This is a genomic window from Streptomyces humidus, from assembly GCF_014649655.1.
GTDB lineage: Bacteria > Actinomycetota > Actinomycetes > Streptomycetales > Streptomycetaceae > Streptomyces > Streptomyces humidus.
In genome coordinates this window covers 1-12368 of sequence record NZ_BMTL01000038.1, presented here as the reverse complement: position 1 = coordinate 12368, position 12368 = coordinate 1, and the positions used below count along the sequence as shown (strand labels likewise).

9 protein-coding genes are annotated in these 12368 nt (G+C 68.8%); 4 read left to right on the top strand and 5 right to left on the bottom strand.

Translation table 11 applies throughout. The features are described from left to right. Positions 1 to 53: 53 nt before the first annotated feature. Genes dmpG through mhpD form a run of 3 tightly spaced genes read right to left on the bottom strand, consistent with a single transcriptional unit; the run spans position 54 to position 2865 of the window. Positions 54 to 1085, bottom strand: a complete 1032-nt coding sequence (gene dmpG, locus IE239_RS33895; protein ID WP_190153306.1) for a 4-hydroxy-2-oxovalerate aldolase — start codon at positions 1083 to 1085, stop codon at positions 54 to 56. Continuing rightward, positions 1082 to 2041, bottom strand: coding sequence for an acetaldehyde dehydrogenase (acetylating) (locus tag IE239_RS33890; protein WP_190153305.1), 960 nt, complete (start codon positions 2039 to 2041; stop codon positions 1082 to 1084). The genes dmpG and IE239_RS33890 overlap by 4 nt, the downstream gene beginning before the upstream one ends. Next, positions 2038 to 2865, bottom strand: a complete 828-nt coding sequence (mhpD, locus tag IE239_RS33885) for a 2-keto-4-pentenoate hydratase (protein ID WP_190153304.1) — start codon at positions 2863 to 2865, stop codon at positions 2038 to 2040. Before mhpD ends, IE239_RS33890 begins: the two co-directional genes overlap by 4 nt. A 126-nt stretch (positions 2866 to 2991) precedes the next feature. Between mhpD and IE239_RS33880 the strand changes: the two genes are divergently transcribed. Continuing rightward, entirely contained in the window at positions 2992 to 3717 is a 726-nt protein-coding gene (locus tag IE239_RS33880) for an IclR family transcriptional regulator (protein WP_190153368.1), read from the top strand. 16 nt (positions 3718 to 3733) lie between these two features. On the opposite strand, the gene IE239_RS33875 is transcribed toward IE239_RS33880, so the two are convergent. Further along, the gene (locus IE239_RS33875) at positions 3734 to 4390 is read right to left on the bottom strand and encodes a zinc-binding dehydrogenase (RefSeq protein WP_190153303.1); all 657 of its coding nucleotides are present in this window, start codon (positions 4388 to 4390) and stop codon (positions 3734 to 3736) included. Positions 4391 to 4942: 552 nt separating this feature from the next. Beyond that, on the bottom strand, positions 4943 to 5782 hold the full coding sequence (locus IE239_RS33870) for an IS5 family transposase (protein ID WP_190153302.1): 840 nt from the start codon (positions 5780 to 5782) through the stop codon (positions 4943 to 4945). Positions 5783 to 6552: 770 nt separating this feature from the next. Between IE239_RS33870 and IE239_RS33865 the strand changes: the two genes are divergently transcribed. From IE239_RS33865 to IE239_RS33855, 3 genes are all read left to right on the top strand, one after another. Next, positions 6553 to 7572 carry a 3-oxoacyl-ACP synthase III family protein gene (locus IE239_RS33865; protein ID WP_190153301.1) on the top strand — a complete coding sequence of 340 codons (1020 nt, stop codon included), beginning with the start codon at positions 6553 to 6555 and terminating at the stop codon, positions 7570 to 7572. A 160-nt stretch (positions 7573 to 7732) separates the two neighbouring features. After that, on the top strand, positions 7733 to 8554 hold the full coding sequence (locus IE239_RS33860) for an oxygenase MpaB family protein (protein ID WP_190153300.1): 822 nt from the start codon (positions 7733 to 7735) through the stop codon (positions 8552 to 8554). 21 nt (positions 8555 to 8575) lie between these two features. Beyond that, positions 8576 to 12368: type I polyketide synthase (locus IE239_RS33855; protein ID WP_190153299.1), on the top strand; the 3793-nt coding region annotated here is incomplete at its 3' end.

Sequence of the window (12368 nt, the reverse complement as noted above, 5' to 3'; positions counted from 1 at the left end):
GCGCACAATCCTGTGCCCGGCCCGGTGTCCACCACCGTGCCGGGCACAGTCGTTCAGGCCGCTCGATCACGTTCCGCGGCCAGGTCGAGAGCCACGTCGGTGATCATGTCCTCCTGCCCGCCGACCATCTTGCGCCGGCCCACCTCGACGAGGATGCTGCGCGTGTCGAGGCCGTAGCGCTCGGCGGCGGCCTCGGCGTGGCGCAGGAAGCTGGAGTACACGCCCGCGTAGCCGAGGCTCAGGGTCTCGCGGTCCACCCGCACCTCGCGGTCCTGCAGCGGTCGTACGAGATCGTCGGCCGCGTCCATCAGGGGGAACAGCTCGCAGCCGTGCTTCCAGCCCATCAGGTCGGCCACCGCGATGAAGGCCTCCAGCGGGCAGTTGCCCGCGCCGGCGCCCTGGCCGGCCAGTGAGGCGTCGACACGGGTGACGCCGTTCTCCACCGCGACCACGCTGTTCGCCACGCCGAGGGCGAGGTTGTGGTGGGCGTGGATGCCCAACTCCGTCGCGGGGTCGAGGACTTCGCGGTAGGCACGGAATCGGTCGCGGACGCCGTCCATGGTGAGACGGCCGCCGGAGTCGGTGACGTACACGCAGTGGGCGCCGTACGACTCCATCAGCTTGGACTGGCGGGCCAGTTCGGCAGGTTCGGTCATGTGGGACATCATCAGGAACCCGGCGACGTCCATGCCCAGCTCCCGCGCGGCGGCTATGTGCTGGGCGGAGATGTCGGCCTCGGTGCAGTGGGTGGCGATGCGCACCGAGCGGATGCCGAGGGAGTGGGCCTGCTTGAGGTCGTGGATGGTGCCGATGCCGGGCAGCAGGAGTGTCGTCGGGATGGCCTGAGAGACGGCGTCGGTGACGGCCTCGATCCATTCCCAGTCGGTGTGGGCGCCGATGCCGTAGTTGATGCTGGAGCCGGCCAGGCCGTCGCCGTGCGCGATCTCGATGGCGGTGACGCCCGCGGAGTCGAGGGCGTTGGCGATGGCACTGGCCTGTTCGATGGAGTAGCGGTGGCGGACGGCGTGCATGCCGTCGCGCAGGGTGACGTCCTGGATGTAGAGCTGCTGGACGGGGGTGGTCATCGCAGGGCTCCCTGGGCAGTGGTGAGGGCTGCCATGCGCTCGCCGGTGCGCAGGGCAGCGGAGGTCATGATGTCGAGGTTCCCCGCGTACTTGGGGAGGTAGTGGGCGGCACCCTCCACCTCCAGGAAGACCGAGACGCGCAGGGCCGGCCGGGTGCGCTCCTTGGGGGGCAGGAGGCCGCGCAGGGGATCGTCCGCGGCGACCGGCTGGTACTGGACCCGCTGCTTGAGCCGGTATCCGGGCACGTAGGTGCGGACGCGTTCCGCCATCTCCTCGATCGAGGCGGTGATCCGGACGGTGTCGGCGTCGGAGACGAGGCAGTGGACGGTGTCCCGCATGATCGGCGGGGGCTCGGCCGGGTTGAGGATGATGATCGCCTTGCCCTTCGCCGCGCCACCGACCTTCCGGATCGCGGCGGACGTGGTCTCGGTGAACTCGTCGATGTTGGCCCGGGTGCCGGGGCCGGCCGAGCGGGAGGCGATCGAGGCGACGATCTCGCCGTAGTGGACGGGGGTGACGGCACCCACGGCCGCGACCATGGGGATGGTGGCCTGGCCGCCGCAGGTGACCATGTTGACGTTGGGCGCGCCGAGGTGCTCTTCCAGGTTCACCGGCGGTACCACGAAGGGGCCCATGGCGGCGGGAGTCAGGTCGATGACCCTGCGGCCGTGCTCGCGCAGGATCTCGTTGTGCCGGTGGTGCGCACCCGCGGAGGTGGCGTCGAAGACGATGTCCAACTCGGCGAACTCGTCGAGCTTCACCAGCCCGTCGATGCCCTCGTGGGTGGTCGCCACCTTGAGGCGGCGAGCGCGGGCGAGCCCGTCGGATTCGGGGTCGATACCGACCATGGCGGCCATTTCGAGGTTCTCCGACAGCCGCAGCACCTTGATCATCAGATCGGTGCCGATGTTGCCGGAGCCTATGACGGCGACCTTGGTGCGGTTTCCTGTCGTCATGACGATGTTCCTTCGGTGTTGGCGGCGGGGGCGAAACGGACCGAGACCGAGCCCAGGCCCTTGATGTCGGCGTGGAAGGCCTCACCGGGCCTGGTAACGGCCATCGGCCCGAGCGCGCCGGTCAGGACCACGTCCCCGGCACACAGCGGGTCGCCCATGGCGGCCAGGGTGGACGCGAGCCAGACGGCGGCGTTGAGCGGGCTGCCCAGGCAGTCGGCCCCGGACCCGGTGGAGACCTCGACGCCGTTGCGGGTCATGCTCATCCGCACGCCCCGCAGGTCCAGGTCCCACAGCTCGCGCAGGGGGCCGCCGAGGACGAACAGGCCGCTGGAGGCGTTGTCGGCGACGGTGTCCGTGATGCTGATGTCCCAGTCCCGGACCCGGCTGTCGACGATCTCCAGCGCGGGGAGAGCGAACTCGGTCGCGCGCAGAACGTCCACGACCGTGCAGTCGCGGTGCGGCAGGTCGCTGCCCAGCACCAGCGCGACCTCCGCCTCCACCTTCGGCTGGAGCAGCCGGCCGGCCGGCACCTCGCCGCCGTCGGGCACCGCCATGTCGGCGAAGAGAACACCGAAGTCCGGCTGGCCGACGCCGAGTTGGGCCTGGACGGCGGGGGAGGTCAGACCGATCTTCCGGCCCACGATCCGGCGCCCCTCGGCGAGAGCGCGCTCGGTGTGGATCCGCTGGGCGGCGTAGGCGGCGTCGATGTCGCCGTCGGCGAAGAGCTTGCGTACGGGCGGGCAGGGGATTGCGGTGCGCTCGGCCTCGGCGAGCGCCTCCGCGGCCTGCACGGCCGCGGGCGGGGGAGGGGTGGACGCGGGCATGTGACTCCTTGGTGCGTGACGAGCGAGCGGCCGCCTCGGCGCGGTGCCCGCGTGGATCCGGTATAGGTCGTGCCGAACCGGTGTGCCAAAGTTTGTTCCATGACGCGGAACAGCTCTTCGGGAAACATGTTGGAGAAGGCGGTGGCCCTTCTCGACTGCTTCTCCCCTGGTGGTGGCTCGTTTCGGCTGACGGAGCTGGCCAGGGGTGCCGGTCTGAGCAAGACCACGGCGTTCCGGCTCACGGGAGAGCTGGTGCGCCTCGGACTGCTGGAGCGCGACGGCGACACCTATCGGCTCGGCGGCAGGCTCTTCGAGCTGGGCTCCCTCGTGCCGCGTCGCAGCAGCCTGCGGGAGACCGCCGTGCCCTATCTGCAGGACCTGTTCGAGGCGACCCGCGAGACCGTGCACCTGGGCATCCGTGACGACCATGACGTGGTCTACGTCGAGCGGATCCACGGCCACGGCGCCGTCCAGCTGCCGTCGCGGATCGGCGGTCGGCTCCCCCTCACCTGTACCGGAGTGGGCAAGGCGCTGCTCGCCTTCTCGGAGGGAGAGTTGGTGGACGAGGTGCTGGCCGCCCCGTTGCGGCGGCTGACGTCGTACTCCATCGACGACCCGGTGCGCCTGCGGACGGTCATCGAGCAGGTGCAGGCATCCGGGATCGCGTACGAGGAGCAGGAGGCGGCCGACGGCGTGAGCTGCATCGCCGCTCCGGTCTTCGCCGGCCGGGGGATCGCGGTCGCGGCCATCTCGCTCGCCGTGCCCAGAGGCCGCTTCCGCCCGGCCCAGCTGGCTCCGGCCGTGCGGACGGCCGCACTGGGGCTCTCGCGTGCCCTCCGGGAAGGCCTCTGACAACCCCAGTCGGTGTTCACGGCACGAGGACCAGCTTGGTGTTCGGGCTCGTGCCCTGGCGCTTCCACGCCTCGGCGACCTGCTCCAGGGGCAGATGCTCGAACTCGGGCGTGATGTCGCTGGCAACGACGTGCTCGGCGAGCCGGGCGTAGGCCTCCTGGCGGAGTTCCGCGGAGGGCAGGTTGGCGGCGTAGGTGAGCAGGTCCCGTCCCTTGAGGACGGTGCCGGACACCTCGACGTTGCGGCCCGCGCGCATCCCGACGTTCACCAGTCGGCCGCCGGGGCGGATCGTCGGCAGGGTCGCGACCATCGGGGCGCTGTACAGCATGTCCACCACCAGGTCGAACCCGCCCTGGCTCGCCTCGCGGAGCGCGGCCTGGTGGTCGCCGTCGAGACGCACCACCTCGTCCGCACCCCGGTTCTTGAGCATGTCGAGCACCGCCGCGTTGCGGCCCGCAGCGACCAGGCGGCCGGCGCCGAGTACCTTCGCCGCCTGTACCACGGTCTGTCGGACGCTGCCCGTGGCCCCGAGCACCAGCACCCGCTCGCCCTCCTGGAGGTTCGTTTTCCAAGTCAGGGAGAGCCAGGAGGAGATGCCCGCCACACCGATGGCCGGCGCGGCACCGGCGGAGAGCTCGGCCGGGATCGGCTGGACCGACGCGGCCGGGGCCACCGCCCGCTCGGCGAACGACCGTTCGGTGTACAGGTCGCCCCGAAGTGGACACGCGTTCCGTCCTTGAGGGCGCCGACCCCCTCGGAGCCCGGCACGTAGGGCACCGGCGGGGCTGGTTGACTCCTGCGACGACCACCAGATCGTGGGGGTTGACCCCGGTGGCTGTGACCGTGACGAGTGTCCCGCCCTGGACCGGACCGGGCTCGTGGACCTCTCGCAGTGCTGGGATTTCTCCGGCTTGCGCAATGAGAGCTGCTCGCATGGTGGCGACGCTATTCAGCAGACCGTGGGTCATCGAGCGCCGGTTCCGGCCGCCGGAACCGCGGAACGAGGCCGTCCACCGACGGCACCTTACCGTTCGGCGCGCGACGGATCGCCCGCTGTGTGCTTACAGCGTGCGCAGGCAGTCGAATCGCTATCGGCTCCCCAGGAGCGAGAGCTGCTCGGCGCGGGTGTCCGAGGAGTGGTGCTGGAGGGCGATACCGCCCAGCAGGAGTTGATCGGATGCTCCTCTCAGAGGGCGTTTGATCTAGGAAGATTGCCCCTTATCTCCTAGTAAGTTCCTCGCCAGGTCGGGGTGGCCTCGTCCGTTATGCGCTTGGCGAGGTTGTCGATCGAGGCGACGTGGATCATGGCCTCAGAGCTGGCGGGAAGGGTCTCGTAGTCGCGGGCGAGGCGACGGTGCATGATGATCCATCCGATGCTGCGCTCTACCACCCAGCGCCTTTTCACGACATGAAAGCCGCGCTTCTCGGGGTTTCTGTTGACGACCTCGACGTCGATTCCGAGGGTGGCGCCGTGCTCGACGACTGCGTTCTTGAAGCCGGTGTCGACCCAGCTTTTCGCGATGGTCGGGTAGGTCTGTTTCGCTTGGTCGAGGAGGCGTATTCCCATGGCGTTCTCGGAGAGGCCGGCGCTGGCGACGGTCACGGCGAGGATGAGGCCGATCGTGTCGGTCAGGATCCCCCGTTTCCTGCCGACGATCTTCTTCGCGGCATCGGTTCCCTGGCTGGCCAGAGGCACGTTGGTGGAGGTCTTGACGCTCTGGGTGTCGATGACGGAGGCGGTCGGCTCGGGCTTGCGGCCTTCCTTCACGCGGGCGAGCGCGGTGAGGTCGTAGTTGAGCTGGGCGAAGATTCCCTCGTCGCGCCAGGCGGCGTAGTAGAAGTAGACGGTGCCATGGCCGGGGAAGTCGTGCGGGAGGTATTTCCAGGGGATTCCGGTGCGGTTGAGGTAGAGGATTGCGTTGAACACGTCACGTAAGTCGACTTGGGCCGGCTTTCCGGTGGGTCGGCGTTCGAGCCGGGCGTTCCGCCAGGCCGTCAACGTCGGCTCGATCAGGGCCCATCGGGGGTCGGACAGGTCGCTGGGGTACGGCTTGCGCTCACTCACGGCACAGCGTGATCACGAACGAGGCGGAAGGCTCTGCTCCGCAGAAGAGCGGGAGATTCTGCCGCGTCTCCACGTCAGACGGGTTTCCGGGCGCAGAAGCGGATGAGACGGGCACCCGGGCTCACGTCCGCTCCTGGGATATTCAGCACACACAAGGCAAATAATGTCGAAGTGGGGCGCTCATGAAAGCCCGCATAGCAGCCTTGACCTGCATAAACGCCCTCTTGTTGACCCGCTCTGGCTGCACCGATGGTGCGCCCTGCAGCAGACACTGGAAGTGATCACTGGTGAGGGCGTCTCGCTGACCGCTCCTGCTGAGAACCACTGGTTCCTGGCGAAGGCGGTCATGTGAGGCGTGGCGTTCCCGTCCCTGAGAGCGGGGCGTCCTCGCCCCGCGTGCCGTGGTTGAAATCAGGGTCCTGGCGGCTGTGGTCGCCGCGCAAGGCGGCTTCTGTCAGGGGAAGCGTCCCTATGAAAGAGCCTCCTTCCTCTGAGCCCAGTGCTCATAGCGGCCCAGCATTGCAGGATGAGAACGGCCGCGCTGCATCTGTGTTTCCCGTGTGTGACGTCTCCGGTGTTTCGCAGGGGGCGCCGTCGGAGCAGTGGGGGTGAATGGGGCCGCTTAGGGGTGTCCGGGGAGTAGGACGCGTCGTACGTTGGCGAGTGGCAAGACAGAGCCTCGATTCCGTATGGGGAAGGGCGATGGGGATGCTCGCGAACGCCGTTCGGCGGTGTGTTGAGAACGGAGTGACGGAACGGGGGAGGCGGTCGTGAGTCTGCCTAATGTCGGGATTCTGGCGACCGGTTCCTATCTGCCCGAGCGGGAGGTGAGTAATGAGGAGATCGCGGAATTGGTGGGCGTCACCCCCGAGTGGATCGAACGGAAGACGCGAATTCGCTCGCGCCGCTACGCGGCCCCACATGAGGCGGCCTCCGACCTTGCTGCCCGCGCTGCGGCTCGCGCCCTGGAACAGGCGGGGGTCGAAGCCGACGCGGTGAGATATCTGATCGTCTCCACGTCTACCGGCGACCACCCTCAACCCCCCACTTCCTATCTGGTGCAGCACACCCTCGGCGCGGACCGGGCAGCCTGCTTCGACATGAACGTCGTGTGCAGCGGCTTCGTCTACGCCCTCGCAGTTGCCCACGCCCTGGTGCACGTCGACCCCTCCGCGCTCGCCCTGGTCATCGGCGCGGATGTCTACTCCCGCATTCTCGACTTCACCGACCGGCGGACCGCGATCCTTTTCGCCGACGGTGCCGGCGCCGCCCTGGTCGGCGTGCAGCCCCAGCCGTACGGCCTGGTCGGCGTCGACCTGATCAGCGAGGGCTCGGCGCACGGCCTGATACGGGTTCAGGCCGGTGGCAGTCGGCACCCCGCGTCGAGGGAGACGGTCGAGCGGGGCGGCCACTTCTTCCGTATGGACGGCCGCGGAGTCCGTGACTACGTGGCCGACCGGGTTCCTGACGCCCTGCGTGACCACGTGCGTCGGCACGGGCTGCGCACCGAGGACATCGGTCACTTCGTGCCCCATCAGGCCAACGGCGTCATGCTCGACGACCTCGTGGAACAAGCCGGTATCGGGCACGCGCACACCCACCGCACGCTGCACAAGTTCGGCAACGTCGGTAGTGCCTCCGTGCCGATCACACTTGACGAGGCCAACAGGTCCGGCGCGCTCGCCGACGGTGACCTGGTGCTGCTGGCGGGGTTCGGCGGTGGTATGGCCATGGGCATGGCCATGCTGCGCTGGTGGGCCCCACGCGCTGAGTCGACAGGACCTATTTGACGGGGGAATTCCAGGGGTTTTCGGGGTCGAATAGGGGTGCCGGCCGCAGTGGCGTCGCCTTACAGTTTTCCTGATACTTGAGGATTTTTCGAAGCAGTCATATTTCCGGGCGGGAGAAGTCGTGCGCAGACGCCATGCAGTGCTGCGGGAAATCGAAAAGATGAATCCGGAGGTGGAGTACATCGAGATCTATCGCAAGACGGCCATGCTGGAGTTTCCGGAGTTGATCGCACTCGGTACTCTCACCGGATTCTTCAAGACGTTCGCCGCCCGGCGCGTCGCTGGTCTTCTCGCGCACACCGGACACATTCTGAAGAATCCCGCCCGCCGGGCCGCCACCACCGGAATCCTCTACTACGAGGTTCTCTACCACGGCTTCGACCACCCCCGCGGGAAGACCGCCATCAACCTCACCAATCAGTCCCACAGCCACTACAGCATCCACCAGGACGACTACCTGTACACGCTGGGCACGTTCTTCGTGGAGTCCCTCCGCCTCGTCGACCGGTACGGCTGGCGGGAATTGAGCGACCCCGAGCGTCAGGCGATGTTCCTGTTCAACAAGGAGTACGGGCGCCGTCTCGGTGTCGACGTCGAGCGGATGACCACCCTCGATGAGTTCCTCCAGTGGTACGACGAGTACGAGGAGCGCTACCTCCAGCCCACCCCGCCGGTGCGCAAGGTCTATGAGGCGAACATCGGTGGCCTGCTCAAGCGTCCTCCGAAGCCGCTGCGGCCCGTCGTACGGCAGGCGATACACACCCTCTTCAACGACCGACTGCGCGCGGCTGTCCAAGTGCCGCGCCCCTCCTGGTGGGCCAGAGCGCTGGTCTCCACGGTGTTCACGGTGCACGCCGCGGCCGTGCGCTGGGTACTCCCGCCCCGCAAGTCGTACTCGTTCACGCCCGGCCACAGTCGGCGCTTCATCTTCCCCAACGGCTATCTGCTCGATCCCGTTCAGGGGCTTGTCGACGCAGGCTGAAACGACCACCGGAGAACATCCATGAGCACGCGCCCTGTTGCGTTCGAAGGACCCGTGGCGGTCGTCGGCCTTTCGTGTCGGCTGCCCCAGGCGCCTGGTATCAGCTCCTTCTGGCAGTTGCTGGCCGACGGCCGTGACGCCGTGACCGCCATACCGGAGGGCCGTTGGTCCGACGTCGGCCAGACCACGTCGGGAGAACGTGACTGGCGTGGCGGCTTCCTCGACTGCGTCGACGGCTTCGACCCCGCCTTCTTCGACATCAGCCCACGCGAAGCGGCCGCGATGGACCCCCAGCAGCGGCTGATGCTGGAACTCGGCTGGGAGGCCCTGGAAGACGCCCGAAGCGTGATCGCCCAGCTCAGCGGCACGCCCACTGGCGTGTTCGTGGGCGCCATCGCGGACGACTACGCACGCCTCCAGGCACGCGCGACCGGTACCGAACCCAACCAGTTCGGGTACGCCGGAGGTCAGCGCAGCCTGATTGCCAACCGTCTCTCCCACCTGCTCGGACTGCGCGGCCCCAGCATGATCGTGGACAGTGCCCAGTCGTCGTCCCTGGTCGCCGTCCACCTCGCCGTGCGTGCCCTGCTGACCGGTGACTGCGATCTCGCTCTCGCCGGTGGGGTCAACCTGATGCTCAGCGAGGAGACAACGGCCCGCATCGACGAGTTCGGAGCCCTCTCGCCCGACGGCCGTTGCCACACCTTCGACGAGCGTGCCAACGGGTACGTGCGAGGAGAGGGCGGCGGTTTCGTCGTCCTGAAGTCCCTCGACCGAGCCCTCGCCGACGGTGACCGGATCTACTGCGTGGTGCGCGGCAGCGCGGTCAACAACGACGGGCGCTCCGACGCCCTCGCCGTACCCAGCGTCGACGGACAGCGGGAGGTGCTGCGTGCCGCGTACACGCGTGCCGACGTCGACCCGCACGGCGTGCAGTACGTCGAACTGCATGGCACCGGCACCCGCGTCGGTGACCCCGTCGAGGCCCGGGCCCTGTACGACGTCCTCGGAGCCGGGCGGGATCCGGTGGCGCCTCTGCGGGTCGGCTCGGTGAAGACGAACGTCGGCCACCTCGAAGGTGGCGCCGGTGTCGTCGGGTTCATCAAGACGGCTCTGGCCCTGCGGCACCGCAAGCTGCCCGCCAGCCTTAACTTCAACCGCGCCAACCCGGAGATCCCTCTGGAGGAGTGGAACCTGCGGGTACAGACACGGCTGACCGACTGGCCGGACCCGGACCGTGAACTCGTCGCCGGTGTCAGCTCGTTCGGTATGGGCGGTACCAACTGCCACGTCGTGCTCGCCGAGGCACCTGGCGAGCCGACCGTCACCGATGTCCCTGCCACCGACGGGACCTTTCTGCCTTGGGTGCTCTCCGCTCGTACCCCCGCCGCCCTGCGGGAGCAGGCTGAGCGACTTCGGGCGTCGGCCGAGACCTACGCGCCCGCAGAGGTGGCGCACGCTCTGCTGACCACCCGCTCCACGTTCGAGTACCGGGCCGTCGCCTTCGGCCACGACACAGGCGAACTCATGGCCTCACTCTCCGAGGTCGCCGCGCGCGCCGAGTCGACCGTGACCCCCGCTCACGGCGGAGGCACCGTGTTCGTCTTCCCCGGACAGGGAGCCCAGTGGATCGGTATGGGTGTGGAACTCCTCGACTCCGCGCCGGTGTTCGCCCACTCCATCGCGGCCTGCGAGGAAGCGCTGAGCGAGTTCGTCGATTGGTCACTCACCGAGGTCCTGCGCTCCACCGGAACCCAGGCCGAGGAGTACTTGGCCCGTGACGACGTCATTCAGCCCGTCCTGTGGGCTGTGATGGTTTCCCTGGCGGCTCTCTGGAAGTCGTACGGCGTCACCCCCGACGCCGTCGTCGGACACTCGCAGGGCGAGATCGCCGCCGCCTGCGTGGCCGGTGCCCTCTCTCTCACCGACGGCGCGCGCATCGTGGCCCTGCGCTCCCAGATCCTGCGCCGCGCCTTCGGACGCGGGGGCATGCTGTCGGTGCTGCTGCCCGCCGCCGACGCCGCCGAACTGATCGAGCCGTGGCAGGGCGCCCTCTCCCTGGCCGCCCTCAACGGCCCGGCCTCCACCGTTGTCGCCGGCGACCTCGACGCCCTCCACGCCCTGCGTGACCAGTGCGCCGAACGCGGTATCCGAGCCCGGATCGTCCCCATCGACTACGCCTCCCACACCGCGCAGATGGACGAGCTGAGGGACGACCTGCTGGCCGAGCTGGCCCCGGTGCGCCCGCGCTCCGGACACATCCCGTTTCACTCCACCATCACCGGCGAACCGCTCGACACCGCCGGCCTCGATGCCGACTACTGGGTGCGCAACCTGCGACAGACGGTTCGCTTCGAACCCGCCGTACGTGACCTCGTCGCCCAGGGCCACACCACCTTCGTGGAGTGCAGCCCGCACCCCGTCCTCGCCCTGGGAGTGGTACAGGTCCTCGACGACACCGGAACCGAGGGCGCCACGGTGGAGAGCCTCCGCCGCGACGAGGGCGACCTGCCGCGCTTCGTCCGCTCCTTGGCTGCCGCCTATGCCGCCGGCACCCCGGTGGCCTGGGAAGCATTCCTGCCCGACGGCATCCGCCTACCGGCCGGGCTCGACCTGCCGACCTACCCTTTCCAGCGGCAGCGCTACTGGTTCGACACCCCCGTGGACACCAGCCCGGCCACTCCGACCGGACCCCGCCTGGCCGAGGCTCGCACCGGCGAACTCGACACCGCCGTGCGCGATCTCGTCGTCCAGAGCCTCGCCCAGGCCCTCGGCCGGACCTCGCCGACCGGACTCGACACCGCGCTGGCCTTCCATGACCTGGGCTTCGATTCCCGGGCCGCCGTCGAGTTCCGTAACCTGCTCAACCGGGCCACCGGTCTGGCCCTGCCCAGCTCCCTCACTTTCGACCACCCCACCCCGCAAGCCGTAGCCGCCCACATCATCGCGCTCGTCCACAACCATGCCGAAGCCGGACCGGAGATCACCTCCGACCGCCTCAGCGACGAACCGGTCGCCGTCGTCGGCATGGCCTGCCGCTACCCGGGCGGTGTCGCCTCGCCCGAGGACCTGTGGAAACTCGTCCTCGACGAGGCCGAGGGCATCACGGAGTTCCCCGACGACCGTGGCTGGGACACCGACGGCCTCTATTCCCCCGAGCCCGCCACCCCCGGCAAGAGCTATACCCGGCAGGGCGGTTTCCTGCACGATGCGGCGGAGTTCGACGCGGAGTTCTTCGGGATCTCGCCGCGTGAGGCGTTGGCGATGGATCCGCAGCAGCGCCTGCTGCTGGAGACCTCGTGGGAGGCGCTGGAGCGGGCCGGTATCGATCCGACCGGCGTGAAGGGCACCCGTACCGGCGTCTTCGCCGGACTGATGTACCACGACTACGCGGCCCGGTCGAGCACCGTGCCCCAGGAGCGCCAGGGCTATCTGAGCACCGCTGCCGCGGGCAGTGTGGCGTCGGGCCGGGTTGCCTACACGCTGGGTCTCGAGGGTCCGGCGGTGACCGTTGACACGGCGTGTTCGTCGTCGCTGGTGGCGTTGCATCTGGCGTGCCAGTCGCTGCGGTCGGGCGAGTCCACGCTGGCCCTCGCGGGCGGTGTCACTGTCATGGCCACCCCCGAGGCGTTCGTCGATTTCAGTCGGCAGCGGGGGCTGTCGGTGGATGGGCGGTGCAAGGCGTTCTCGGACTCTGCGGACGGTACGGGCTGGTCCGAGGGTGTGGGTGTGCTGGTGTTGGAGCGGTTGTCGGATGCGCGGCGCAACGGGCACCGCGTGCTGGCCGTCGTGCGGGGTTCGGCGGTGAATCAGG